Below are 24,708 nucleotides of genomic sequence, written 5' to 3' on the forward strand. Positions count from 1 at the left end.
CAGCAAATCTACCAATTCCTTATGGTTCAAGGTTCCATTTCGAGCAAGAGCTCTTGGGCCTTTTGCTTCAATTTAACATCCGCTTCATCTTGGGCCATAGCTTCAAGGCTGGAGCGCAATCTATTTTTGCCATCCGGCCTTAGGGACGAGAACTTTTCCAGCCCCAGTTTTCGGAGTTCTGGATCTTCGCTATCCAGCGCTACACCTACTACGGTAGTTAGCAATTTGGGCTGTGCACTTTCCAATAATTTAAGCAAAGCCTGGCGTCGAATTTCAGGATTAGGACCCTGAGATAGGTCATAAAGTAAATAGGTTAAAGGACGGTTTTCGCGCCAGCTAATTAAACCCCATGGGTCTGGATCAAGATACAAGCTTCGGGGAGCTTCCGCAATTTCAATAAAGAGGGTATCCTGCTGCTTCAAGTTTGCTTTTATATCAAAGCTTTGACTATCTGCTTGAAAGCTCAGCTGACCTGTTATTTCAGTTGGCAGGATTATACTATCGGCAATTTCAGTGTAGAGATAAAGCCGATTTTCGCGGGCCATCAAGCGGTAGTTAATATCAACAATCAAGGCTTTTCGTGATTTTCGAAAATAGCCTGCTTTCGCAATTTCGAGAGAATCCTGTGGGCTAATAACCTGGTTGGTGTCTGCCCAGCTTAATCCTTTGCTTTCCAGATAAAAGGCTAGGTAGTAGTGCCAAAACAATGGATTTTCATTTCCTTCTGCTTTGTATTTGCGAAGCATTTCCTGCCAATCAGTATCGCTCATTTGCCCTTTCCAGTATTGCGCCCAATGCTGCTGCCAATCCTCACTAAAAAACTCTTCCAAAATGGCAATTTGGATAGCCAGATGATTGGCACTTCCCTTGAGATCCTCTTTCTTGGGAAAGCTTGGAACTGCGGTGGAAGCTTCTATGCCGGATAGACCCAATAAGCCTTCGCGGGTAAACATCCAGTCTTTTTCACGTGCTATATAATTGATCAAATTTTGATGTCGACCCTGAAAATCCTCAATCTTTTGATCTTCCAGAATCATGTTTTGATCGGCAATGTTTTCTTGTACATCATCAAGATCAAAATGCCGAAAATCGCCGATGGCCAGGTAAAAGTCGCTCATGCGAAGGGCCTGCTCAGATTTTAAAAAGTGTGAAAGTTGTTTTTCCTGAACTACTTCAAATTCTGCCTTTAAAGGAGATTCCAAGCGTAGCTTTTCAGGAAGTGACAGGTTTAAGCGAATATGTTGTTTGTCTCCATCTGCAGGTGCAGGAAAAAGTTGACCCGCATCTCCATTGGCGGAAGGCGCTTCTACATTTAACGCATTGAGAACAAATCCCGGTTCGAGCAAGGCGATAAAGGCAGAAGATTCCATACTGGACCAGTCAATTCGATATCGGATATAAGCTCTGGCTTTAGTATCGGCTTCCGCCGGAAGGCGAAAACAAAGGCGATCTTCCTCATATTGATAAGGCAGCAATTCTTTTAAACGACCTTCGCTAAGCCTTACTTCCTCAATAATTGCAGAGCGCAGAATATAACAGGATTCTCCACGATCGGCCGGATGAATCCAGGCTTCTATGGTTTGACTTTGGCCTTCCTGATAATGCCAGTTTATTTCAAGGCTGCCTTGCTGGGCGCTAAGGCTTGATGCGTAAAAGAGAATGAATAAAAGGGCCCAAAAAGCAGATCGATGCATGGCTTATGCTTAATTTAGCTGTTGCAAAAGTAGGCGATCATGGCTAGTGAAAAGTATCAAGTTAAAGTCAATGACCAGGATTATAAGGTTGAGGTAGTTCCCAATAGTGGTGAAATCCGCATGAATGGATTGCCTTTGGAGCTAGACCTGAAGGGCGATGCCCGCAAAGGTTTCCACCTTTTAAAAGATCAAAAGAGCTACCAAATTCAAATTTTGGAAGCGGACTATGACAGCAAAGAATTCTTAATTGAGGTAAATGGTGAGGCTTACCCCGTAAAAGGAGCTGACCGTTTCGACCTCTTGCTTAAGGATTTGGGCATGGAGCACTTAGCTAATGCTGCGGTTAATGATTTGAAAGCGCCTATGCCAGGCTTGGTATTGGAAATTAAGGTACAGCCCGGAGATAGCATCAAAAAAGGCCAGGCTTTATTAGTACTGGAAGCCATGAAAATGGAGAATGTTCTTAAAGCTGAAAGTGATGCCGTGGTAAAAGAAATACGCTGCGAAACCGGCCAAGCGGTAGAAAAGAATCAGATCTTAATTGAGTTCGAAGCCTAGGGATAGGCTACTGCGAAACTTCCGAAGATATTATTTACCTGCAAGGTAGATCCATCGGCACTTTTTAAGATGGCATCACCCAAGAAGCTAAAGCGTTTATGTTTGTGGCTGGATGCGGCGGCATCTAAGTATTCACCCAAAGATTCAATTTCGAAATAGCCCTGAGCATTGGGGTAGGCACTGCTGTACATCTTACCATTCTGGTCGAAGTATTGCAATTCTACCGTGGCTAAATTGTGTGCATTGGGAACCCGGTGACCTTGTTTACGGTAATCGATATTGATATCACAAGTAGGGCTACCCGGAAGTACTACTTTTTCGATTATCTCTATTCCTCCCGATTCAAACTCAATCTCCGCTTTTACGCGGTAACCTGGCTGAAAGCCAATCACAGAATGATTTACCATGGTTCCGCTTCCTGCATTTTGACCGGCGATTTGCCAGTTTACATTTTTCACATTGCCAATTCGACTTTGAACCTCCGCTTGTAATTCGGAGTTGGTGCTCTTTAAAATATAAACCTGGGCTTTATCGCTCTGGCCGGTGTAAATGGTGTGCTTAACCGAGGGGGTGCAGGATAAGGGCCCTTGGCTTTGCATTTCTACGCTGAAGCTATTGTAATTCTCCTGATTAATTCCAATAAGGCTACAGCTGTCGCCATAATAGCTACTATTGGGCGTCTTCCACATCAATGGAATATGTCCGTTGATAGTATCAGCCGCAAAGAAATAATCGTAATAACCAGGTTGTACGGTACTTCCACTAGGGTCGCTATAGGGCAATGGTCCTTGTTGAAGGGCCGTTCCTGGATCGGGTGAGCTGCTATTAGCGATGATTTCCGATCCCCGGATCACGATGCATAATGCTCTTTTAAGTTGAGGGGTATCTACCGCGAGGATGCCTTTCATCTTTAGAACAGAATCTTGCACCTCATAACTGGTATACATCTGATAACCACTTTCTCCGGCCCTTAAGTTTAGGGGTAGTCCATCTACGGTGGCGTTGATGTAGAAGCGAGGACTTTCGATAAAGCTGGTTTGACCCATGCCATCATCATCCTTACAGCTGGATAAAAGAAGCGCTGTAATACCAAGGAGTCCAAATACCTTTTTCATTAGTTCTTGAATAAGAGGTATCGTAGTTGGAGGTTGGCCTGACCCGGACGGTGGTCAGCGGCAAAATTTTGAGCTTGGTCTTGGGTAATATCGTTGAGCGGCAAAGCATAGCTTAAGGCAAAGCTCAAACGTTCGGAGTATTGAAATTCGTAGCTCAGGCTGGCAGAGAAGTTCACCGGAGCAAAGCTGTTCATGGATTGATTGTATTCTTTATGCTCAACCTTTGGATCTTGCTTAAATACGGTGGTGGTTTTGGTTTCATCCATTCGCACTGAAAGGAGGACATCTGTATTAAGACCTAATCCAAAGCTGTGCTGTGAGTTCAGTTTATACTGATAGGCTACAGGAATGCGAATACTTTGCAAGCTCTTATAATGGCGTTGCGTTTGTACCTCGGTACGGCCCAAGCCGAAGAAGGTGCTATCGTGCATGGTTTCCAAACCTATATCACCAGTCTGAGTATAGATAATTCCTGTGCGGATAGACGAGATTTTGTTCCATCCATATTCATACTCTAAACCGGCACTAAAGCCTGGGCCGCCCATTTTGCCGTTTAAAGCTTGGCTAATAACAGGGCCGCCACTAGCGTAAACTTTAGAATAGGCTTGCGGAATATAAGGTTCGATTACTGGCTCTGACGATGGAAGATCCTGTATTACAAAATGGCGGGGGGCTAATTCAGCATCCAGATTTACATTGATAGGATGCAAATCACTCGCCTGTAAATTGGGATTTGGTTCAATGTACAATGCTTGAACAGCTGGACTGCTTTCCCTTGGACGAGCACCTATTACTACCGCACTATTATCCTGAACATAAGCCAAATCCTGACTTTCAATTCCGTTGCCAGTAGTTGAGGCATCATTGCTGCTTAAGGCCGGACTATTGTTCTCAACAGTTTCGGAGCTTTGGCTGACAGGCATTTCCACAGTTTCGGCTGCTACCGGGCTTTTCGCGGCAGGAGCAGTTTCCACAATATTTTGCTGAGGTACTGCTATTTCTACAGGCCCAAATTGATTCGCCTGATTTTGGAAAAGCAATAGGCTACTAATTCCGGCAGCGGCTAAAATAGCGGCGGCACTGCGCCAGTAGAAAGCCAATGGTTTGCGTCCTCTCTGGTCGAGAATGGCCTCCATTCGCGCCCAGTTATCGGGATTATAGGCAAACTGTGACTGATTAATCTTTTTGTCGAAGAGTGTTTGTAGCTCAGAATCGGACATACCATGTTCTGGGCCCATCTCTTCTTCCAGAGCGTCCCAGTTAGCAGGATTAAAGGGGAAGGAGGCTTGAGCCATTTTGTCGCGGAAGAGCTTTTTAAACTCTTGCTCAGACATAGGCTCGCCGGGGTCAGACATTTGTTCAAATGCTTCCCAATTGGCCTCATTGAACTCAAAGTTCTGGCCTTCCAGCTTATCTTCAAACAGCTTTTTTAGATCCTTTTCGGTCATTACTGCTCTTAGGCTACGTTGTCCATTAAGTTACGCATCATCTCTTGCAATTTCTTGCGGGCACTGCTGAGGTGCCATTTGCTGGTTCCTTCACTCATTCCCAGCTTTTCAGCAATTTCTTTATGGTTGTATCCGTCAATGATATAGAGGTTAAAAACCTTCTGACTCACTGGCGGAAGCTTTTGCACCAGGGCTAATAATTCCTCGGCGTCAAAGCGTTTTTCTGCTTCATTGTAGTCCATTTCACTGAGCGAAGCCAGCTGCATGGGTTCTTCTACATAATCCACTTTCGAGCGTTGATTCTTTCGATATTCATCAATTGCTGTATTGATGGTAATCCTCCGAATCCAAGCCTCGAAAGGCACAGAGCTGGAGTAAGACTCCAGATTATTTAAAATTTTCAGGAAGGCCTTATTCAACAGAAACTCAGCATCTTCCTTATTCCTTTCATATCGAAAGCACACAGCCATAAGTATCCCGTAGCAGAGCTTGTAGAGCTCATACTGGGCCTTCCGCTCACCGCGGATGCAACCTTCCAGCAAATGCTTTTCGATGTTCATGGATCCCAATTCTTCCGGCTAATTTATTGAATTTAAAGGGTTTTGCCCTCGGTTCAATAAAAAACGCCATTCCCCGGGAAAAGAATGACGTTTAATCTTGTTGATAAGTTGGGTAAGATTCTAAGAATTAAGACATTTTCATGTCGAAATCTGTCAAACTGATGAATCGCATCACCCGATCGTGAAGATCTCCGCGGTCTAAATCGCGCAATTTATGGGTGCCAAACTCTTCTACACAGAAGGAAGCTAAGGCAGATCCGTAAATAATTCCGCGCTTCATACTCTCGAAACTTACTTCATCCGAATCGCAAACATGACCAATAAAACCGCCGGCAAAAGTGTCGCCCGCACCGGTAGGATCATATACTTCTTCCAGAGGAAGGGCTGGTGCATAGAATAATTCTTTACCATGGAACAATAGAGCGCCGTGTTCCCCTTTCTTAATGATCAGGTATTTAGGGCCCATTTCAAAAATCTTAGCGGCGGCTTTCACCAAAGAATATTCGCCACTTAATTGGCGGGCCTCCTCATCATTAATGGTAAGCAGATCTACTTCCTTTAATACCTCTTTTAATTCGGGCATGGCAATATCCATCCAGAAGTTCATAGTATCCATAACCACTAACTTCGGACGTTGCTTCATTTGCTTTAATACCTTCATCTGGATGGCCGGGGTTAAATTTCCCAGCATCAGGTATTCGGCCTCGCGCGCTTTTTCGGGTAAAATCGGATCGAAATCTGCTAAGACATTTAATTCGGTCGCTAAGGAGTCGCGAGAGTTCATATCATTATGATATTTACCCTTCCAGAAAAAGGTTTTGCCTCCTTCTACGCGTTTTATTCCTTCGGTATCGATGCCCTTGGAACGCATTAAGGCTAATTTTTCTTCCGGAAAATCTTCTCCGATGATGGAAACGATCGAAATATCTTTACAAAGATTAGAAGCAGATAGAGAGGCGTAAGTCGCTGATCCTCCGATAATTCTGCCAGACTCTCCGAAGGGAGTGATTAATTCGTCAAAGGCAACTGTGCCTACGATTAAAAGACTCATAAAAGAAGGCTTAAAAATTTTGCCGCAAATATTGTGTAATTTATCGGAAGGTGCTAATATTGCAGCCCTTTTATGAGGGATTCACAACAATGCTTCCTTAGCTCAGTTGGTTAGAGCATCTGACTGTTAATCAGAGGGTCCTTGGTTCGAGCCCAAGAGGGAGCGCAAAAACAGCGAAGGCGTCTAGAAATAGACGCCTTTTTTTATGTCTTGATTTTCAGGCGCCTCCTTTATTTCCTCAGTCAAAATTCAGGCTGCAAGGATTGTAAGCATTACCTATCTTCGCTGCCATGCAATTAGAGCCCGGCAAAAAGATATACTTCGCCAGTGATTTGCACCTGGGTGTGCCCGATTATGCTTCGAGCTTGGAGCGTGAAAAGCATTTTGTGCAGTGGCTCGACCATATTAAGTCGGATGCAGCCGAGCTCTTTCTGGTAGGCGATGTTTTCGATTTTTGGTTCGAATACCGCAAGGCTGTGCCACGAGGATTTGTACGCCTCTTAGGCAAACTGGCGGAACTCAGTGATGCCGGAATACCTATCCACCTTTTTACCGGAAACCACGATATGTGGATTTTTGATTACTTGCCGAAGGAGATTGGTTTAAAACTCTATCGGGAGCCGCAAGAAAGAGAATGGAACCAAAAGCGCTTTTATATAGGTCATGGTGATGGCTTAGGCCCGGGAGACCATGGCTATAAGTTCATCAAGAAAATATTTAAGAATCCCTTCTTGCAGTGGGCTTTCGCCCGATTGCATCCCAATTTTGGCATCGGTCTAGCCGATTATTTCTCGCGCAGTTCCAGAGCAAAAAGCGGGCATAAAGATGCAGTTTTCTTAGGTGAGGATGATGAATGGTTGGCGATCTACGCCAAAGAAATGCTGCAAGAGGCTTATAGAGATTATTTCATTTTTGGCCATCGTCACCTGCCCTTGGATATACAGCTTAATGAGGCTGGCAGTCGCTACATTAATCTCGGCGACTGGATTCAATATTTCACCTATGGGGTTTTCGATGGTGAACAAATGCAGTTGATGGAGTACCCGCTTAAGGGAGGAAGTCCAGTTTTATGGACAGATAATAAGTCCGCGGTACAATAGGTCCGTATATATAAGAGGCGTCCCGTTCTGGACCATAGGGCAAATCATCCTGATAAGCATTCATTAGATTTTTAATTCCTGCTTTAATAGAAGTCTTCCATTTTTTGCTGCGGAGGATTTTAAACTCGGCCGCTATTTGCCAATCAAGGAAATCCTCGCTCTGTAGTATTTCCAACTCTTCAGAAACTGGATTTACCAATCTACTTAGATACATAGGTCCTGTATAATTAAGAGCAGAGCTTAAGGTCCAGTTTGGATTGAGGTCATAAGCCAAACTTAGATAGCCATAGAGATTGGGGCTACGCAGAAAATATTTGCTCCCTACCGAATTGGCTTCGCTTTCTTCATCTTGCCAAAGAAGTTGCTCTTTGGTATACAAAGATTGCTGTGCTGTGAAGGAAGCCTGCCACTGCCATCCACTGCGCAAGGCTCCCTGATATTCCAGGTTGAGGCCTTTTACCACCGCTCCATCACCATTGGTTTTGGTTTGAACCGCGGTGCCATTGGCTAAGGCCTGTCGATTGCTTAACACAAAGGGGTCCAAAAGTAAGGTGTAAAATCCCGAAAATAATAGCTTATGTTCTCCAAAGATATTGATAATCAAATATTCCGAGGATGCAGTAAAGCTATGACTTTCTTCAGATTTTAGATTTTCATCCAACTGAATAAAGAGAGCGGCTCCACCAACAGTTTCAATGTGTAAATCCTCATTAAAAGCTTGTGGTATGCGAAAACCTCTGGCATAGGAACCTCGAAATTGCCAATCTTCATTAAGTATATATTGGAGGTTAAACCTTGGTGACCAATTAATGAATTGGCTATTTTGATTGAAATTAGTGGAAGACAGTTGATAGATTCCATTAAGATTGCTGATATCCAAACGAATACCGGCATGTAGTTTCCAGCGTTCATTTAGTTCAAATTGACTTTGTAAATAGCTGCCCCAGGTATTTAAGCTTTGATCAATGCTCCGCTGATAACCCGGCATTTGCTCCTTCACCTTATTGTTTTGGTATTCACTTCCCAGGCTTATTTGCCACTGTTCGTCTAGTTTTTGATTGATAAGGAAGCCACCAATTAAAGTATAATCCAGGGCGTCGCCATAGGCATTAAGCGCCAGTAGATCGCTTTCGCGGATGCTATCACCAGCGGGAATAATCCGTCCACCAGCACCATAATAGCTATTTCGCTGGGTATTTTGAGCAGAGCTGTAAATGGAGATTTGTCGGCTGGCATCTTTGGAAAGTTGCTCCCAGGCCAGTCCTCCACCAAGGATCTGATGTTCCAATTGCTCGGCAATTCGACTTTGATGGGCTTGAAGATCAAAATCGCTGCCTCCTCGACGAAATTCAGAAATATGAAAGAGGTCAAGCGACAATTTGCTCCGAGCTTTAGGTTTCCAGAAGGCATTAAGACCCAAGGTTTGATTTCGAAGCCGGGTTATTTCCGAGAACTCATCGGCATTGGCATCCCAGTCTTGTCGATTTCGATTAAAGGCAAATAGGTTAAAACCGTAACTCAAGTCATCGGCAGCGTAGCTGGTACCTAAGCTATGACTCTGTTCCCAGGCCTCTGCGTTTATAGCTTGAACCTGGCTTTGCAAATGAAAGCCGTTTTCGGTGGCTTCTTTAGTAATGATATTTACCGTTCCACCAATAGCGTTTCCGCCGTAGAGAGCAGATCCACCACCACGTACAACCTCCACTTTTTCGATCATGGAGGCCGGAATCATTTCCAAACCATAAACCGCCATAAGACTGGAGAAAATGGGACGGGAGTTGAGTAAGACCTGGGAGTAAGCTCCATCTAAACCGTTAATTCTAAGCTGGGTAAAGCCGCAGTTTTGACAATTGTTCTCCACTCTTAAGCCCGGGCTAAAGGAAAGCCCTTCGGCTAAACTCAATGCCGATACACGTTCAAAAAGTTTATTGTTTATGGTTTCAACTATCACAGGTGATTGATGACGCTTAATCGCTTGCCGGCTACCACTCACCACTACTTCTTCCAGACCTAAATGGTCTTCTTGCAATTGGATATCCAAATGATGGTTTCCAGGCTTAAGCTTAAGACTCTGACTTAAATAGCCCACATGGCTAAACTCGATGATTAGCCCTTGAGCCGGGATTTTCAAATCTAAATGATAGTGCCCTTCTGCATCGGAGCTAGTACCGATCCCTAGCGATTTTACCTGAACATTTACCTTTTCTAGGGCTTGGCCGGAACTGGTGTGAATATGTCCACTTATACCTTGAGCACTTATGCCTAAGGTCCAAAAAATTAATAATGAGGAAATTGCTGTTCGCAAAAGAAAAATTTTAGGCAAATCTAAAAATGATTTTTATACTTTTGAAAAAATTCTAGATTCCCTTTGAAATTGGAAATAAGCTTAACCGAGGAGAATTATCTCAAAGCCATATTTTTTATCAGTGGTATGGAAGGCAATTTGGTAAACACCAATGCTATTGCGGAGCGCTTGGATACCAAGGCGGCAACGGTAACAGACATGTTGCGAAAACTCAAGCAAAAGGAGCTTATCCATTATCAACCTTATAAGGGTAGTCGCTTAAGTGAAGAAGGTCAAGTTTTGGCGATTCGCATTTTACGAAAGCATCGACTTTGGGAAACTTTCCTGGTAGACAAACTAGGTTTCGGCTGGGAGGAAGTGCATGAAATTGCAGAGCAGCTGGAACATGTGCGCTCTCAGAAATTAACCGAGCGCCTATCTCAATATTTAGGTAATCCCCAATTCGATCCACATGGAGATCCTATTCCGGATGAAAGAGGAATTTTTCCCATGCGCGAAAATCTTACTCTCGATAAGGCCAGTGCCGGAGAACAGGTTTTGGTAAAGGGCGTAAAAGATAGCTCGCCCGACTTTTTGAGCTATGTCGCAAAGCTGGGTATTCGATTGGGGGATGAAATGAAGGTGATTCATATTGAGCCATTCGATTCCAGTGTTTTAGTAAGTCATCAAGGTGAGGAGTTTCGTCTTTCGGCCATGGCCTGTTCTAATATTTATATTTCCAGGATATGAGAATCTGGTGGTCTTTGCTCCTGGTCGCTTTTCTCATTTCCTGCGAGGAAGCTCCCAATAGCGATAAATATCAGATCGTTTGCACCACAGGTATGTTGGCTGATATGACTAGCGCCCTTTGCCAGGGAATAGATTCTCTAGAAATTCAATCTTTAATGGGTCCGGGAACCGACCCTCATTTATACAAAGCCAGTCAGGCTGATGTTTTTGCCTTAAGTAGAGCCGACCTCATTGTTTTTAATGGCCTACACCTCGAAGGTAAAATGGCCAAGCTCTTTCACAAGCTCCCGGAAGGGCGTGTTTATCCTGCGGCCGAGGTGCTTTCCGGAAATGATTTAATAAATGCTAGCGCCTATCAGCAGGCCTATGATCCGCATGTGTGGTTTGATTTGACTTTATGGTCAAAAATCTGTTTAGGCCTGGAGCTTAAACTGCAGGAGAAGCTACTAGATCATAAAGATTTAATCGCAAATAATGCCGAAAGATACCGTAAGAGATTAGCAAATCTACACAATTGGGCTTTAAAAGAATTGTCACAAATACCTGAAAAACAAAGAGTATTGGTAACTGCGCATGATGCTTTTAAGTATTTCGGCAGAGCTTATCAAGTGGAGGTAAAGGGCTTACAAGGAATCTCAACAACGGCTGAATTTGGCCTGCGCGATATTAGTGATCTAGCCGAATTCATCAGCTCACGAAAGGTCAAGGCCGTATTTGTTGAAAGCTCTGTATCGCCCCGTGCCATTGAGGCTGTGCGTGAAGCGGTAAAAAGAAGGGGATGGGATTTACAGATTGGAGGTGAATTGTACTCCGATGCCATGGGGCCGCCTCAAAGTGGAGCCGATCATTTCTATGGAATGTTCCGATCTAATGTTGAAACCATTCTTAGTGCATTAAAATGAAGTCTGAAAATCAATTAGATAAAGACACGGTATTAGAGGTGCATAATTTAAGCGCCAGTTATAATCGCAAGCCGGTTTTATGGGATATTGACTTTCGCCTAAAGGGTGGTCAATTGATCGGAATTGTGGGACCGAATGGCAGCGGTAAAACCACTTTGCTCCGCAATATCATGGGCTTAATGGAAGCCGATAGTGGTTATGTGCGCTTATTTGGCCAGGACTTAAATAAGGTACGCCAGAGGGTTAGTTATGTGCCGCAGCGGGAGTCGGTAGATTGGAATTTTCCGGTTTCGGTGCGTGAGGTAGTGGAAATGGGGCGTTATCGACCTTCTAACTTGATGCGTCGCCTGCACAGCGCAGATCAGGACTTGGTAGACTTGGCCCTTGAGAAAGTGGGGATGTTGGAATATGCAGCTCGACAAATAAGCCAGCTTTCAGGTGGGCAGCAGCAAAGGGTTTTTCTGGCACGATCGCTGGCTCAAAATGCCGATCTCTATTTAATGGATGAGCCTTTTGTGGGAGTAGACGCTGCTACGGAAGATGCCATTTTAAAGGTACTCTCCGAGCTGCGCGATGCAGGAAAAACGGTGGTGATTGTGCATCATGATTTACAAACTGCCTATCAGTACTTTGATGCCATGGTTTTGCTCAATACGCGTTTGGTGGCCTATGGTGCCAAAGACGATGTTTTTACCCGGGAGAATTTACAAGAAGCCTACGGTGGTCGTTTAACCGTTTTGTCCAAACTGTCTGATTTAATTGCTCGCTCTGAGTTTCCCGTGCGAGAAAAGGGCTTTAAAGAAAAAAGTGGGGAGGGCGATGCAGCAAGCAAGTAGCTGGATATTGGATAGTAGCCTAATACTGGTGGCCGCCGGAACTTTTCTTTTAGCGGTATCGGCTGCCGTGGTGGGCTCTTTTACCTTTCTCCAAAAGCGTTCTCTGGTGGGCGATGCAGTAGCGCACTCCATCTTACCCGGGGTGGCAGCGGCATTTTTATTTTCCGGAATCAAAGATCCTTGGTGGTTAATGCTAGGGGCCTTAATTAGCGGTTGGCTTTCATTAAGCTTAATGGACTTCCTAAGCAGAAAGACCAAATTGAGTCAGGATACGGCAATTGCTACCGTGCTCAGTGTCTTTTTCGGGATAGGCATTTTACTACTCACCTATATTCAACATTTGGAGAGTGGTCATCAAAGTGGTTTAGATCAATTTCTTTTTGGTCAGGCGGCAGCCATGAAAAGTCGTGAGCTTTGGATTTATGGAGGGCTGGCCCTTGTGTTAATTCTGTGCACGCTGATCTTCTTTAAGGAATTTAAACTGCTAAGCTTTAATCCAGACTTCGCTCAAACTCTGGGATTGCCGGTGCGGGGATTACGAATTTTAATGAACAGCCTAATGGTATTGGCTATCGCTTTAGGAATTCAGGCAGTGGGCGTGGTTTTAATGGCAGCTCTATTGATTACGCCTTCTGCGGCAGCCCGAAATTTTACTGATCGCCTCAAGGCCATGATAGTCATTGCGGCTTTAATCGCCGGCTTCTCTGCCTTATTAGGTAGTGCAATTAGCTTTAGTGCGAAGGGAATGCCCACCGGACCCTGGATTGTGATGTGCCTATCCATCCTTGCCCTCTTATCCCTCTTTTTAGCTCCTAAAAAAGGTATGTTGGCTCGGATGCTTTTGCAGAAGCGCCATCAGCAAAAGATCAATGATGAAAACTTACTCAAGGCCTTTTACCACTATGGTGAACGCCATGCCAACCTTGCTCAATGGATTCAATTAAAGGATTTGGAGGAAGTGCGCGATTTTGCCGAGGAAGATCAGTCTAAAGTTTTGAAACGCCTTATCCATAAGGGCCATTTACTGCGAAAGGGAGAGGCCTTTCAATTTAGTCGGGCAGGTTTGGATGAAGCGCGAAGGGTAGTTCGCCTGCATCGTCTTTGGGAAATGTATCTCAGTCAGCGATTACGCTTAAAGTCCGATCATATCCATCCCAATGCCGAAACCATGGAGCATATCATCTCTCCAGAGATTGAAGCGCAATTGTTGGAAGAGTTGGATTATCCCGATAAGGATCCGCATCAAAGCCCAATACCCTACCGCTCATGAGTATCGAAGCCTTTTACATCATCTTAACCGGAGCTTTGGTAGCGGCGAGCTCCGCATTATTGGGGAGCTTTTTGGTGCTTCGAAGAATGGCTATGTTGGGCGATGCTATATCCCATGCGGTTTTACCGGGAATTGTAATTGCCTTCTTGATTTCGGGACATCGCGAAAGCTTAAGCCTCTTAATTGGTGCAGCGGCCAGTGGGCTGTTGGCGACCTTTTTAATTGAACTCTTGCATCGCAAAGCCCGCTTACAAGAAGATGCCTCCATCGGCATTAGCTTTACCTGGCTTTTTGCCATTGGGGTATTGCTCATTAGTGCTTATACGGGCCAGGTAGATTTGGATCAGGAGTGTGTTCTCTACGGCGAAATTGCCTACGTTCCTTTAGATCAGATAAGCTTTGGAGGCTTGTGGACCGGGCCTCGTCCGGTATTGATATCCGCTACTTTGTTTGTGTTGACGCTTGCCTATATTATCATCTCATTTAAGGGCTTAAAGCTTCTTTCTTTTAATGAAGACCATGCGAAGTCCTTGGGGATACGCACTCAAGTTTGGCATTTCAGCTTTATGGCCATGGTTTCTTTGGTTACCGTATTGGCTTTTGAAATTGTAGGCGCCATTTTAATCGTTGCTTTATTGGTGGTGCCGGCAGCAACGGCCTTCCTTTGGACGCGATCTTTAGTTCCGATGCTCATCCTGGCCGTGGTTCTGGGCATTGCTGCTTCGGCGGGAGGTTATTATTTGGCCCTGGGTTTAAATGGTAGCATTGCCGGAGCGATGGTAAGCGTGGCAGGAATCTTTTTAGCGATCACCGTTTTGCTAAAAGTACTGGTTCAGAAGAAGGCTTGAAATTAGTGCTCTGATTTGCAGTAAATTGCTCTTCCATTTTAGGGCCTTTATTTTTTATATGCCTTTGTTTAAGGCATACATTACCGAATTATATTTGCCCGCTTTTTTTGGGATTGAATGAACTATGTGCAATCCTCTCTGGAGGAGATAGCCGATGCTCTCGCTGAGCAGGAGCTGGTGATTTTAGATCAGTTTTTAAGTCAGCAGGAGGTAGACGCTCTACTCCGGGCTTTCGATTACCATGCCCAAGAGGAAGACTTTAAAGCGGCGGGCATTGGTAATACCTATCTATACACTCAGGATAAAAGCATTCGCTCGGATCGGATTATGTGGCTTTCGGATAATCCCGATAAAGATGCTTTATCCGATTTCAAAAAGCGAATTGAAGCCTTGATGGCCGATTTAAATCCCTTGCTTTTCTTAAGCTTGAGGGATGTTGAAATGCATTTGGCGGAATACACACCGGGGGCTTTTTATGAAAAACATGTGGATCAGTTTAAAAAGAATGGCCACCGCATATTATCCTTTGCTTGCTATTTAAATAGGGGCTGGCAAGATGGGGATGGCGGCGAACTGCGCATTTTTAAGGAGGGAGGTCATTTTGATGTGGAACCACTAGCGGGTCGATTGGCTTTATTCCGAAGCGACACCGTAGAGCATGCGGTTCGTCCAGCAAAGGTTTTACGACGCAGTATTACGGGCTGGATGCTGGACAGACCGATAGATTTTCCCATTCAAGATTAATCCCAGCTTTTTTATACCTTGTCTAAGTGCTTAATGATCAGTCTGCTATAAAGGCTGATCTACTAGCCGAAAAAAATCGAGTAGAGGGCCATTTTTTCCTTGTTTGAAAACCTCGATAATGCATATTTGTAGTCACGAAACAGAATATACCCACTAAATAAAATTTTAAAAATCGATACTATGTCTGTCTCTAAAGGATCCGATGCTAAACGACGCGTAATCGTAGATTACAAGAATGTAACCAACGAAATTTTGGATCTGTTTACAGACCGTTACCCCTATGGTTATGACGATGGCGATATTATTCGCTTTAAGAATGCCAAGGGAGAAATGGTAAAAGCTGTGCCCTTCGAAACAGCAGATACTAAGTACCTGGTGAAGGTGAGTGTTCAAATGGATCAGCAGATCGAAGCCTTCCTAGAGGATGATGACGATGACAATGATGATGTTGGTGAAAACGATGGCACCGCCGACATGGATGATGTGGAATCGGATGATTTAGACGATTAAATGCCTTTAAAAGCCCTTGACTACTTCTTAGTAAGCCTGCAAGGGCTTCTTTTTATCCTGTTTTTTATACCGGTGGATTGGTTCAGTGAAGTGCAAATCCCCGACCTTATGCTTTGGCCCGCTCAATTAGCCATGATCATTGGCATCATTGAAGTGGTTTGGGCCTTGAAGCAAATGGGTAGATACCTAAGCCCTTTTCCCAAACCAAAGGCCGATGCCGAGCTTATTACCTGGGGCGTATTTGGCTTGGTGCGTCACCCTATTTACAGTGGAATTATTCTTTTTGCTGCTGGATATGGCATCTACTTCAGAGATCCATTTCAAATCTTAATGGCTGGAGTCCTTGCCCTCTTTTTCTACCTTAAAAGTCGCTACGAGGAAAAGAACCTCAGAGCCTATTTTCCCAATTACGCCTCCTATCAAAAAATGACGGGGCGTTTCATTCCCAATCTATTTACTGCTAAGCCAAAGTAGAGGGTTTACCGCCTGATTGTCTTTCCAAACCTGGAAGTGCAACATGGTTTGTGAGTTGATAGGATTGGTATAAGTGATACCAATTTGCTGCCCTGCTTTTACCACATCGTCCTGATCTACACTGGCCTCTTTAAAACCCAGGTAAACGGTAAAATAATTTCCATGTGAGATTACTACCGCTAATTGACCGTTAGGTAGGCGCCAACGACGGGTCACAGTTCCGCCAAATACTGCTTTAACAGGCGTATTTCCTTCGGTGGTGATGTCGATGCCCTTGCTATCGATAATAACCGATTTAACCACCGGGTGTCGCTGCGGACCAAAGTTTCCGGTTACCAAACCGCGTTCTACCGGCCAGGGCAGGCGTTTTTGGTTGGCCTCAAAATTAGCAGCCAGAGTGCGGGCGGCCGGAGTTAATTCAAAGCTTTCTGGCTTGGCAATAGCCGGTTTATTTTCAGCGGCTCTAGCTTTTACCGCGGCATCTATTAACTCTTCTAAGCGGCTGTTGGTGGTGTTGCTACTAAAATCTTTTCCGCGAATTAAGCCTAAGTCAATCGCTCGGTCTTCTAGGGCTTTGCGGGCTGCTAAAGCACGGGCCTTGGCTATTTCTTCGGCAATAACTTTTTCAATTTGCGCTTCTACCTTGGCGGCTTCCTTGAGCTTTTCCTTGAGCTTTTTCTCCAGGTCCTTCTCCATGGCGGCATAGGTTTTAATCGCCTCTTCCTGACTCAATTTTTCATTGCTCAGTTTGCGGTTTTCCTCCTGTAATTGACCACGCACAGCGTTTTTGCGCACTTTTTGAACCCGTAATCGCTCCATAGCTTCTCCTAGCTCGAGTTCCTGCTTTTCAATTTCCTTGATCTTTTGCTGGCGATAAGCGCTGTATTGCTTTAAGTATTCGATACGGCGCATGGCTTGGTTAAAATCCTCGGAGGAGAGGATAAACATTAAGCGACTGGAATTTTTTCGGCTCTTATAGGCCTGTTGGATCATGTGAGCGTACTGCGCCTTTTGCTTCTCCACTCGAACCCTTAGGGTGTCGATTTCGCGCTGCATTTCGGCTTCCTCTTCTTCCATTAACTCCACCTCGCGATCGAGGGTGCGAATGAGTTTTTCGCGTAGCTTGATTTTTTGCTGTACTGTTTCAATGGTACCTAGGGTATTGCTGCGATCTTTCTTGGTTTCTGCCAGGATACGGTTAGCCAGTTCAATCTCGTCCATAATGCGCACTTTGCGCGCTTCCAATTCCTGTCGCTTTTTACTTTGCGCCATTGTCCCTTGGCTCCAAAGGAGGGCGAAAACCAGAAGACCTATGTACTTAAAGTTGCTCATAATTGCCAGGGATGCGGAAGGGATAACTTAGGCTTTCATTACGTTTAAGATCAGTGATTTCCAAGTCGATGATAATCTCAGACTTTTCCAGGTACTCAAAATGCATTTGTGCCGGAAATAAGATCTCGCCGAAGTTTTGATAACTATCGAGGCGGATTACTAGGTTTTGACCTTCCTGAGGTCTCTGAAAGCGGAAGCTGGATGGACGATAGCTCTTGGCTGAGAAGCTTTGCGTCATTAAGGGATATTCCGGAGAAGGGGGAATTTGATCAGCGTTTAGGGGATAATTCACCAATTGATAAACTCCGGGTTGATAATCCTGATACCAGTTTTGATTCCAATCCAGGAAACTGGCACTTAAAACTGACATTAAAGGTTGAAAGTCGAAGCGAAAGCCAATCTTTTGGGCGATTTCGGAGCTGGAGCCTTTTTGATAGTTGCGTTCTAAACGATTGTAATAGGCAACTTCCTCCTGACTAATCAGGCCTCGAGCCACTTTTAAACCTAAAAAAGGATCGGCCAGATCTACCCAGATCAAACTGTCTTTGGCAATGCGCATTTCGAAGCGAAAACTTTGCTTGCTACTACCGCTTTGATAGCGGCCTTTACCCTCCAGTACTAAGGTTTCGAAAGGCAGGCTTTCGGCCTTCACTTTTTCGATGAGGTCCTTGGTTTTAAGATAGGCGGGAGCACCTTCAGGTAGTTTTACCTTTGGCTTACATGAGGCTACAAAAAGTAGCATCAATAGCATGATCCCAATTTTGCGCATTAGGGTAGAGCTTTAATTTTCGCTTTCAAGCTTGGGCTCGATTGCAGGCCATTGGCCAATTCATATTGCTTGCGAGCCAATTCTTTTTCACCCAGTCCTAAAAGGATATCGCCATAGTGTTCCGCTAATTCGGGTTCTGGCTTGGCCAATAGACTCAAGGCTTTTTCAATTACCTCCCGTGCCTCTTCATCGCGACCCAATTGATGCAAAACCCAGGCTTGGGTATCGAGGTAAACGGGATTTGAAGGGCTAATGGTATTGGCATCGGTACTCATACGCAGAGCGTCTTTTAAACGCTCATTGCGGAGGGAGAGGTAATAGGCATAATTGTTAAGGGCACCTGCATGTTTGGGGTTTACACTGAGCACCGCATCAAAATATTGATCGCTTTCCAGGTGCTGACCCATTTCATGACTAACCTCTGCCAAATGCAAATTGAACTCGGTTTGCAAGCGGGCATTATTGAAAACATAAACTTGACCGTCTTCTAAATAGTCGCGTGCCTTGCTGTACTCTTTAGACTCTTTAAAGGCAATACCTGCCAATAGATAGGGGAGAGGTTGATTAGGAAAACTTTCTAAGGCCAGGGGTGCATCTTGCTTTAAAGCCTCGAATTTTCGATTCTGAATTTCGATGAGGAGGATTTGCTCCCATATTTGAAATTTCTCACCGTATTCCAGGGCTTTCTTATAGTATGTGAGGGCTTCATCATCACGACCTTCACGGGAAAGATAATCGCCGTACATGGCGTAGATTCTGGCATCGGCAGGTTCCTGACTTACAATTTCATCAAGCAGTTCAAAGCTCTTGGCGGTGAGAAGGCTGTCGGAACGAGAGGCATCAAAGAGACTCAATAAAACCGCGATTTTACGTTCCATATCGAGCTGCTTGCTGCTCATCGCCTTTTTAAGATGATATAGAGATTGATGGAACTCGCCCTTTTGCTGATAGTAATTGGCTAAATCCAAATGGGGTCTGGGGTCTAAGGAGTCGATGGCCAACATGTCTTGATAAACCTCAAAGGCCTTTTCATCCAGATTATTGGCCTGATACAATTGCCCCAGGGAGCCACGATAATCTAAGTTTTTAGGATAGATTTCAATGAGCTTTTGCAATTCTGCAATGGCCCCTTCGAGATTACCCATTTCGAGGTAAATGCTCTTTTTTTGATTGGATATTTCCTCGTGAGGACCACTAATCGCCTCCAGCTTATTGAGGCTTTCTATGGCTTTTTCGGCTTGGCCATTGCGGTAATAGGCTTCAGCCATTTGGAAGAGTAGATCTTCATCCTGTGGATGTTTCTCAGTGGCTTCTTCCAGACTTTTAATGAGGAGCTCCGATTTCCCAAACTGCCCATACACTGCCAGTTTTAGGCGGAAGTACCAGGGGTTTTCGGGCTCAATTTCACAGGCCTTTTCTGCATAAAAAAGGGCATCTTGCTCCTCTTCTTCGCGGGCATAAAGCTGGGCCAGTTCATAACAAACCAAGGCGCTCTCCGGGTCTTTTTGATAAAGGGCTTCGAATATTACGAGGGCCTTATCATACTCCTCCCGCAGCTTCGCATTTTCGGCTGCAAAAAATTGCTCATTAAAAAGCCGCAGCCTTTCGCCCTCAATTTTCGATTGAGCGGAAAGGCTGAGACTGCCTAATAAGATACAGATTGAGGCGATATATTTATTCCAATACGCTATAGTCACCAATGGAGATTTCGCTAAAGTTACCGTCGAATTTAGCTTTATTTCCGATCATTGAATTACTCAGATTAGCATTTAAAACCTGGCTGTCTTCTTGAATGAGGACATCGCTAAGCTTGCTATTCTCTACTACAGTTCCGGCGCCAATACTTACGCGGGGACCAATGGTACTGTTGCTTACTTTGGCTCCCGGTCCGATAAATACCGGAGCGATGATTTCGCAATTATCAAGCTTGGCCTCAGGGCTAATCAGCTCTTCCTCGCCATCAATAAAGCCTAAAATCTTACCGTTGGTTTCAACGGTTACATTTTTATTTCCGCAGTCCATCCACTCGTTTACAGTTCCACTGGTAAACTGACTGCCTTTGTTTTTCATGTTTTCCAGGGCATTGGTAAGCTGGTACTCACCTTTGTCGCGGATATCATTATCGAGGAGGTATTGCAGTTCATCACGCAAGAACTCTCCGTCTTTGAAATAGTAAATACCGATAATCGCTTCGTCGGAAACAAAGGTTTCGGGTTTTTCTACGAAGTCGGTAATCACCCCTTCTGTGTTTTTCTTTACTACGCCAAAGGCTTTAGGGTTTTCCACTCTTTTGGTCCAGATAACGCCATCACTGGCAGTATCCAAACTAAAATCGGCACGGAAAAGAGTGTCGGCAAAAGCGACTACCAAATTGCCTTGCATGCTTTCTTTAGCACACAAAATGGCATGGGCGGTACCCAATGGTTCATCTTGATAATAGATGCTTCCTTTAGCACCTAAACCTTCGGCGATGGACTTTAGGTTTGCTTCTACTTCTTTACCAAAGTCGCCAATGATAAAGGCGATCTCATCTACCTTTTCTCCGGCTACTTTAACAATATCTTCTACCAATCGTTGAACGATAGGTTTACCAGCAATAGGAATCAGGGGCTTGGGAATGGTGAGGGTGTGGGGGCGAAGCCGGCTTCCTCTTCCGGCCATAGGAACGATAATTTTCATTCTGATGGTTTGTTATAGGGGCAATGATACTTACAAAAATAGCTTTTGCCTAATATTCATGGGATTATCTTAGTCTTAATTCTTTAGCTACCTGTGCTGCCGAAACCCCCGCTGCCACGTTGGGTTTCATCCAATTCGTCTACTTCATTCCAGACAATATTTTCGTAGCGCGCCAGCACTAATTGGGCGATGCGTTCACCGGGTTCGATAAGCACATTTTCATTGGAGAGATTCACTAAAATCACGCCCACCTCGCCACGGTAATCGGCATCAATAGTTCCAGGGCTATTTAGTACCGACAAGCCCTTTTTTAAGGCCAATCCACTGCGAGGGCGAACCTGGGCTTCGGTACCGGGCTCCAGGGCCATGAATAATCCGGTTTTAATTAAGCTGCGCTCCAGAGGTTTTAGCTCCAGGGTTTCATCTAATACGGCTCTTAAATCCAATCCTGCCGAATTCTCGGTTTGATATTCGGGTAAGGGATAAGGAGAGCGGTTAATGATATTTACTTTACTCATCGACGTTTGAGGAGTTTAAGTTGTGGCCATTCCAGCCATAAAATTAAGCTGCTATAAGCGCTGAATATAATCAGGCTGTAGAGCCAATAATGATCTAAAAGGTAAAAGCTAACAATACTTCCAATCAAAGAAAGTCCCAGGTAAAAACTGATCGCCCGTAAGGGATACGCGGTAGGCTGATGTTTTTGATTGAGGTAATAGGAATAAGCCGTCATGGCTGCATAGCTAATGAGGGTTGCCAAGGCTGCGCCGGTATAATTAAATAGGGGAACCAGGAGCAGGTTGGCCAAAACGGTGAAAATCAAACCAAAAAAATTGATATAAATACCCATGCTGGTTTTGTTCTCGAGCTTATACCAAATATTGAGGTTGAAATTGATTCCAAGTAAGAGGTTCGCAAAAAGCAAAATGGGTACGATATGCCAGCCTTCCCAATATTTGGGATGGATAAAGTGAGTCCACTGCAGAAAATCAGTAAAGCAGACCAATCCCAAGAATATCAAGCTTTGGATCAACACGAAATAGCGCATTACCTGAGCCATTTTCGATTTGAAATCACCTTCCCCACTAAAGAAGAAGGGCTCTGCCGCAAAACGGAAGGCCTGTATAAAGAGCATCATAAAGGTGGCGATCTTCATCATAGCGCCGAAAATTCCCATAGAAACTGTGTTGATTTCCAATGGTAATAAGTACTTCATGAACTGATACTGGGCCTTTTCATTGGCGATGCCCGCTAAACCACCAATCACCAGCGGGCTGGAGTAAATCAGCATTTTCTTCAGTAAATCCTGATTGATCTTAAAGCGGATTTTGAGAAGCTCCGGCAAAAAGAGAAGCATCATAAAAGCATTGCCAATCAGGTTGAAGAGGAAAACGTAAATCACGCCGTTTTCGGCATTGTAAACACTAAATACCCAGGAGTCTGTACTGGCATCTTCGGCCAATTTAGGTAAGAGCCAGAAATAAATGAGGTTGAGTAAAACCATCAAACCGATGGTGCCCAAGCGAATTACTAAAAATCGTATCGGTTTATTATCGGCGCGCAAGCGGGCAAAAGGAACCGCGGCAATCGCATCCATGGCCACAATGCCCATCATCCAAATTAGTAGGAAAGGACGCTCTTCGTACTGCAGCAGGCTAGCCAGGGAATCGCGAAAAATAAAGCTGAGGCTGATTAAAAGTCCGCTACTAAAGAGGGTAAAGAGCAAGGCATGACTAAATACTGTATCCGGATCATAGCGTTTATCGCGATTAAAACGGAAAAAGGCGGTCTCCATACCAAAGGTTAAAATCACCATTAAGAAGGCAATCATGGAGTATAAATCGTTCACCACCCCATAATCCGCTTTATCGATTTGACCGGTATGCAGCGGCGTAAGGGCGAAATTGAGCAAGCGCGCTAAAATGGTGGTTAAACCATAGATAACCGTTTGCGAGGCTAAATTTCGAAGTGAAGACATAGTGCAGGGAGCTAAAATACGGTGTCGCTCTAAACGCTGCCGCTAAAATCAAGCGGATTTCTACACGGCACTATTAACAACGCGCCCTTTGCAATCTTTATATTTGAGGCCCTAATAATGGAACAATGATTCGCAAAATACTAGTACTCTCTTTCTGGGCCCCCCTACTCTGGGCTCAGGGCAATGTTTCCAGCTGTTACGAGTTTCCTCGGGATGCGGTAGAGCAAATTCGTCAGGATGTAGCTTACCTCGCTTCGGATGAATTAGGTGGCCGTAAACCCGGCAGCGACGGAGATGAACTGAGCCGAGAATACATCATGGCGCAGTTTAGAAACCATGGAGTTGAACCTTATTTTAAAGAAACCTATTTACAGGAATTTAGTGTCCCCAATCGGGTAGATCGTCCTGCGGATGGTAATTATTTCCGCTTTAAGGGAGATGCCCTCAAATTGGATGAAGCTTATTATCCGGTGATGTATTCTGGCAATGGCAGCTTTAAGGGCGAAACAGAATACGTTTCATTTGGTATTGAAAGCCAGAAATTGGATCGGGATGATCTCGATGATGAAGATTTGAAAGGCGCCATCGCCGTAATGGAAATTAGCTCCCCCGACGGTATTCATCCCCATTCGAAATTCAAGGACTGGCACGATATCGCCAAGCGTATTCGACTTCTAAAAACTAAGGGCGCCAAAGCCGTTATTCTGGTGCATACCAAGGGCAACGCAAACAGCCCTAAAAGTGAGTTTAAAAGTTTGGAGAGTATCGGGATTCCGGTGATTTACGTGAGTGATCCTAAGATTGCTAAAAAGCTTCGTCGTAGTCGTGAAGTGGAAGGCTCCGTTTCCTTGCATGCCATTGAGGACGTGACCTATAATGTTGCAGGAATGATAAATAATGGCCAAAGAAGAACCATTATTATAGGCGCTCATTACGATCACTTGGGATTTGGTGGGGAAAGCTCACGCTATACTGGCGAGGAACCTATGGTTCACAATGGAGCAGATGATAATGCCAGTGGAGTAGCCGGTTTATTAGGCATGGCTCGTTTCCTTTCTAAAACTCAGGATCCGGTTATGCGTCGCTTCAACTACCTTTTAGTAGCCTTTTCGGGCGAAGAAATGGGCCTCTTAGGTTCGAAAGCCTTTGTAGAGCGCACCGCCACCCGCCAGGAAAGTTGGTACTATATGTTTAATATGGATATGATTGGTCGCATGGAAGATGATCGCCTTGCGGTGAATGGCATGGGTACCTCTCCCCAATGGCGCGATTTGGTTGAGCCGATTGAATGTGGCTTAAACTTCGAGTTTGGCGAAAGCGGAGTAGGGCCCAGTGACCATACCAGTTTTTACTATGCCAGCGTACCAGCCCTGCATTTCTTTACCGGAACTCATCCTGATTACCATAAGCCTAGTGATGATGCAGATAAAATCAATGTAGTAGGAATTTATCGGGTTTTAGGTTTGATGAGTTCAATTATTCGCAATACTCCTCAGGGAGGAGATTTTGTTTTTACTACTACCAAGATTGAAAGTACCAAAGCCCCTAAATTCTCTGTTACCTTAGGCGTAATGCCCGACTATCTCTACAGCGGCAATGGAATGAAAATCGACGGGGTTAGTCCCGATAAGCCTGCCGCCAAAGCCGGATTAAAAGCCGGGGATATTGTCACTCAATTGGGCGAAGTACAGGTAAGTGATATGCAGAGCTATATGCAGGCCCTGGCGCAGTTTAATCAAGGCGATAAAGCCACCTTATTGTATCAGCGGGAAGGCAAAGTAGAAAAAGCTCAAATTCAGTTTTAGG

General features: G+C 44.7%; 23 protein-coding genes and 1 tRNA gene. 12 read left to right on the plus strand and 12 right to left on the minus strand.

Translation table 11 applies throughout. The features are described from left to right. Positions 1 to 26 precede the first annotated feature (26 nt). Positions 27 to 1,694, minus strand: coding sequence for a hypothetical protein (locus tag H4K34_RS08605; RefSeq protein WP_210760417.1), 1,668 nt, complete (start codon positions 1,692 to 1,694; stop codon positions 27 to 29). 39 nt (positions 1,695 to 1,733) lie between these two features. Between H4K34_RS08605 and H4K34_RS08610 the strand changes: the two genes are divergently transcribed. Next, the gene (locus tag H4K34_RS08610; protein WP_210760418.1) at positions 1,734 to 2,252 is read left to right on the plus strand and encodes an acetyl-CoA carboxylase biotin carboxyl carrier protein subunit; all 519 of its coding nucleotides are present in this window, start codon (positions 1,734 to 1,736) and stop codon (positions 2,250 to 2,252) included. Here the strand turns inward: H4K34_RS08610 and H4K34_RS08615 are convergent. From H4K34_RS08615 to H4K34_RS08630, 4 genes are all read right to left on the minus strand, one after another. Further along, complete coding sequence (locus H4K34_RS08615; protein ID WP_210760419.1) at positions 2,249 to 3,367, minus strand: hypothetical protein; 1,119 nt, start codon at positions 3,365 to 3,367, stop codon at positions 2,249 to 2,251. The genes H4K34_RS08610 and H4K34_RS08615 overlap by 4 nt on opposite strands. Further along, complete coding sequence (locus H4K34_RS08620; RefSeq protein WP_210760420.1) at positions 3,367 to 4,815, minus strand: PorP/SprF family type IX secretion system membrane protein; 1,449 nt, start codon at positions 4,813 to 4,815, stop codon at positions 3,367 to 3,369. Before H4K34_RS08620 ends, H4K34_RS08615 begins: the two co-directional genes overlap by 1 nt. Before the next feature lie 8 nt (positions 4,816 to 4,823). After that, a complete protein-coding gene (locus tag H4K34_RS08625; protein WP_210760421.1) occupies positions 4,824 to 5,375 on the minus strand; it encodes an RNA polymerase sigma factor in 552 nt (183 codons plus the stop codon). Between the two features lie 127 nt (positions 5,376 to 5,502). Then, positions 5,503 to 6,426 carry a PfkB family carbohydrate kinase gene (locus H4K34_RS08630; protein ID WP_210760422.1) on the minus strand — a complete coding sequence of 308 codons (924 nt, stop codon included), beginning with the start codon at positions 6,424 to 6,426 and terminating at the stop codon, positions 5,503 to 5,505. Positions 6,427 to 6,517: 91 nt separating this feature from the next. Here H4K34_RS08630 and H4K34_RS08635 point away from each other — a divergent pair. Both H4K34_RS08635 and H4K34_RS08640 read left to right on the plus strand, forming a co-directional pair. After that, a tRNA-Asn gene (locus tag H4K34_RS08635) sits at positions 6,518 to 6,591 on the plus strand. Between the two features lie 125 nt (positions 6,592 to 6,716). Continuing rightward, positions 6,717 to 7,526, plus strand: coding sequence for a UDP-2,3-diacylglucosamine diphosphatase (locus tag H4K34_RS08640; protein ID WP_210760423.1), 810 nt, complete (start codon positions 6,717 to 6,719; stop codon positions 7,524 to 7,526). On the opposite strand, the gene H4K34_RS08645 is transcribed toward H4K34_RS08640, so the two are convergent. Then, positions 7,474 to 9,831 (minus strand): TonB-dependent receptor, encoded by a 2,358-nt coding sequence (locus H4K34_RS08645; RefSeq protein ID WP_210760424.1) that lies wholly within the window; start codon positions 9,829 to 9,831, stop codon positions 7,474 to 7,476. The genes H4K34_RS08640 and H4K34_RS08645 overlap by 53 nt on opposite strands. Before the next feature lie 63 nt (positions 9,832 to 9,894). On the opposite strand from H4K34_RS08645, the gene H4K34_RS08650 reads away from it, so the two are divergent. The 8 genes from H4K34_RS08650 to H4K34_RS08685 all read left to right on the plus strand — a co-directional run bounded on the left by H4K34_RS08650 (position 9,895) and on the right by H4K34_RS08685 (position 16,144). Next, a complete protein-coding gene (locus H4K34_RS08650) occupies positions 9,895 to 10,560 on the plus strand; it encodes a metal-dependent transcriptional regulator (RefSeq protein WP_246452220.1) in 666 nt (221 codons plus the stop codon). After that, positions 10,557 to 11,462, plus strand: a complete 906-nt coding sequence (locus tag H4K34_RS08655) for a metal ABC transporter solute-binding protein, Zn/Mn family (RefSeq protein WP_210760425.1) — start codon at positions 10,557 to 10,559, stop codon at positions 11,460 to 11,462. Before H4K34_RS08650 ends, H4K34_RS08655 begins: the two co-directional genes overlap by 4 nt. Next, positions 11,459 to 12,298, plus strand: coding sequence for a metal ABC transporter ATP-binding protein (locus H4K34_RS08660; RefSeq protein ID WP_210760426.1), 840 nt, complete (start codon positions 11,459 to 11,461; stop codon positions 12,296 to 12,298). The genes H4K34_RS08655 and H4K34_RS08660 overlap by 4 nt, the downstream gene beginning before the upstream one ends. Further along, the gene (locus H4K34_RS08665; protein ID WP_210760427.1) at positions 12,282 to 13,568 is read left to right on the plus strand and encodes a metal ABC transporter permease; all 1,287 of its coding nucleotides are present in this window, start codon (positions 12,282 to 12,284) and stop codon (positions 13,566 to 13,568) included. The genes H4K34_RS08660 and H4K34_RS08665 overlap by 17 nt, the downstream gene beginning before the upstream one ends. Further along, positions 13,565 to 14,416, plus strand: a complete 852-nt coding sequence (locus H4K34_RS08670; RefSeq protein ID WP_246452221.1) for a metal ABC transporter permease — start codon at positions 13,565 to 13,567, stop codon at positions 14,414 to 14,416. The genes H4K34_RS08665 and H4K34_RS08670 overlap by 4 nt, the downstream gene beginning before the upstream one ends. Positions 14,417 to 14,533: 117 nt before the next feature. Further along, complete coding sequence (locus H4K34_RS08675) at positions 14,534 to 15,160, plus strand: 2OG-Fe(II) oxygenase (protein WP_210760428.1); 627 nt, start codon at positions 14,534 to 14,536, stop codon at positions 15,158 to 15,160. Between the two features lie 180 nt (positions 15,161 to 15,340). Then, a complete protein-coding gene (locus H4K34_RS08680; RefSeq protein ID WP_210760429.1) occupies positions 15,341 to 15,670 on the plus strand; it encodes a hypothetical protein in 330 nt (109 codons plus the stop codon). Beyond that, a complete protein-coding gene (locus H4K34_RS08685; RefSeq protein WP_210760430.1) occupies positions 15,671 to 16,144 on the plus strand; it encodes a methyltransferase family protein in 474 nt (157 codons plus the stop codon). On the opposite strand, the gene H4K34_RS08690 is transcribed toward H4K34_RS08685, so the two are convergent. From H4K34_RS08690 to H4K34_RS08715, 6 genes are all read right to left on the minus strand, one after another. Further along, positions 16,121 to 17,416, minus strand: a complete 1,296-nt coding sequence (locus tag H4K34_RS08690) for a murein hydrolase activator EnvC family protein (protein ID WP_210760431.1) — start codon at positions 17,414 to 17,416, stop codon at positions 16,121 to 16,123. The two genes, H4K34_RS08685 and H4K34_RS08690, sit on opposite strands and share 24 nt — an antisense overlap. Positions 17,417 to 17,462: 46 nt before the next feature. Beyond that, positions 17,463 to 18,245, minus strand: a complete 783-nt coding sequence (locus tag H4K34_RS08695) for a DUF4292 domain-containing protein (RefSeq protein WP_210760432.1) — start codon at positions 18,243 to 18,245, stop codon at positions 17,463 to 17,465. Continuing rightward, a complete protein-coding gene (locus tag H4K34_RS08700; protein ID WP_210760433.1) occupies positions 18,245 to 19,942 on the minus strand; it encodes a tetratricopeptide repeat protein in 1,698 nt (565 codons plus the stop codon). Before H4K34_RS08700 ends, H4K34_RS08695 begins: the two co-directional genes overlap by 1 nt. Next, positions 19,920 to 20,924, minus strand: a complete 1,005-nt coding sequence (locus tag H4K34_RS08705) for a sugar phosphate nucleotidyltransferase (RefSeq protein ID WP_210760434.1) — start codon at positions 20,922 to 20,924, stop codon at positions 19,920 to 19,922. Before H4K34_RS08705 ends, H4K34_RS08700 begins: the two co-directional genes overlap by 23 nt. An 83-nt stretch (positions 20,925 to 21,007) precedes the next feature. Beyond that, complete coding sequence (dut, locus tag H4K34_RS08710) at positions 21,008 to 21,442, minus strand: dUTP diphosphatase (RefSeq protein ID WP_210760435.1); 435 nt, start codon at positions 21,440 to 21,442, stop codon at positions 21,008 to 21,010. Beyond that, on the minus strand, positions 21,439 to 22,902 hold the full coding sequence (locus H4K34_RS08715) for a lipopolysaccharide biosynthesis protein (RefSeq protein WP_210760436.1): 1,464 nt from the start codon (positions 22,900 to 22,902) through the stop codon (positions 21,439 to 21,441). The genes dut and H4K34_RS08715 overlap by 4 nt, the downstream gene beginning before the upstream one ends. Positions 22,903 to 23,027: 125 nt before the next feature. Between H4K34_RS08715 and H4K34_RS08720 the strand changes: the two genes are divergently transcribed. Continuing rightward, positions 23,028 to 24,707 (plus strand): M28 family peptidase, encoded by a 1,680-nt coding sequence (locus tag H4K34_RS08720; RefSeq protein ID WP_210760437.1) that lies wholly within the window; start codon positions 23,028 to 23,030, stop codon positions 24,705 to 24,707. Position 24,708 lies beyond the last annotated feature (1 nt).

This window comes from Croceimicrobium hydrocarbonivorans (assembly GCF_014524565.1).
GTDB classification, from domain to species: domain Bacteria; phylum Bacteroidota; class Bacteroidia; order Flavobacteriales; family Schleiferiaceae; genus Croceimicrobium; species Croceimicrobium hydrocarbonivorans.

What these genes read in the sequence shown, in the direction of transcription:
- H4K34_RS08655 (WP_210760425.1), top strand. Translation starts at nt 10,557, where the DNA reads ATGAGAATCTGGTGGTCTTTGCTCCTGGTCGCTTTTCTCATTTCCTGC.
- H4K34_RS08630 (WP_210760422.1), bottom strand. Translation starts at nt 6,426, where the DNA reads ATGAGTCTTTTAATCGTAGGCACAGTTGCCTTTGACGAATTAATCACT.
- H4K34_RS08665 (WP_210760427.1), top strand. Translation starts at nt 12,282, where the DNA reads ATGCAGCAAGCAAGTAGCTGGATATTGGATAGTAGCCTAATACTGGTG.
- H4K34_RS08640 (WP_210760423.1), top strand. Translation starts at nt 6,717, where the DNA reads ATGCAATTAGAGCCCGGCAAAAAGATATACTTCGCCAGTGATTTGCAC.
- dut (WP_210760435.1), bottom strand. Translation starts at nt 21,442, where the DNA reads ATGAGTAAAGTAAATATCATTAACCGCTCTCCTTATCCCTTACCCGAA.
- H4K34_RS08720 (WP_210760437.1), top strand. Translation starts at nt 23,028, where the DNA reads ATGATTCGCAAAATACTAGTACTCTCTTTCTGGGCCCCCCTACTCTGG.
- H4K34_RS08625 (WP_210760421.1), bottom strand. Translation starts at nt 5,375, where the DNA reads ATGAACATCGAAAAGCATTTGCTGGAAGGTTGCATCCGCGGTGAGCGG.
- H4K34_RS08695 (WP_210760432.1), bottom strand. Translation starts at nt 18,245, where the DNA reads ATGCGCAAAATTGGGATCATGCTATTGATGCTACTTTTTGTAGCCTCA.
- H4K34_RS08660 (WP_210760426.1), top strand. Translation starts at nt 11,459, where the DNA reads ATGAAGTCTGAAAATCAATTAGATAAAGACACGGTATTAGAGGTGCAT.
- H4K34_RS08670 (WP_246452221.1), top strand. Translation starts at nt 13,565, where the DNA reads ATGAGTATCGAAGCCTTTTACATCATCTTAACCGGAGCTTTGGTAGCG.
- H4K34_RS08685 (WP_210760430.1), top strand. Translation starts at nt 15,671, where the DNA reads ATGCCTTTAAAAGCCCTTGACTACTTCTTAGTAAGCCTGCAAGGGCTT.
- H4K34_RS08705 (WP_210760434.1), bottom strand. Translation starts at nt 20,924, where the DNA reads ATGAAAATTATCGTTCCTATGGCCGGAAGAGGAAGCCGGCTTCGCCCC.
- H4K34_RS08610 (WP_210760418.1), top strand. Translation starts at nt 1,734, where the DNA reads ATGGCTAGTGAAAAGTATCAAGTTAAAGTCAATGACCAGGATTATAAG.
- H4K34_RS08715 (WP_210760436.1), bottom strand. Translation starts at nt 22,902, where the DNA reads ATGTCTTCACTTCGAAATTTAGCCTCGCAAACGGTTATCTATGGTTTA.
- H4K34_RS08620 (WP_210760420.1), bottom strand. Translation starts at nt 4,815, where the DNA reads ATGACCGAAAAGGATCTAAAAAAGCTGTTTGAAGATAAGCTGGAAGGC.
- H4K34_RS08690 (WP_210760431.1), bottom strand. Translation starts at nt 17,416, where the DNA reads ATGGCGCAAAGTAAAAAGCGACAGGAATTGGAAGCGCGCAAAGTGCGC.
- H4K34_RS08615 (WP_210760419.1), bottom strand. Translation starts at nt 3,367, where the DNA reads ATGAAAAAGGTATTTGGACTCCTTGGTATTACAGCGCTTCTTTTATCC.
- H4K34_RS08680 (WP_210760429.1), top strand. Translation starts at nt 15,341, where the DNA reads ATGTCTGTCTCTAAAGGATCCGATGCTAAACGACGCGTAATCGTAGAT.
- H4K34_RS08675 (WP_210760428.1), top strand. Translation starts at nt 14,534, where the DNA reads ATGAACTATGTGCAATCCTCTCTGGAGGAGATAGCCGATGCTCTCGCT.
- H4K34_RS08605 (WP_210760417.1), bottom strand. Translation starts at nt 1,694, where the DNA reads ATGCATCGATCTGCTTTTTGGGCCCTTTTATTCATTCTCTTTTACGCA.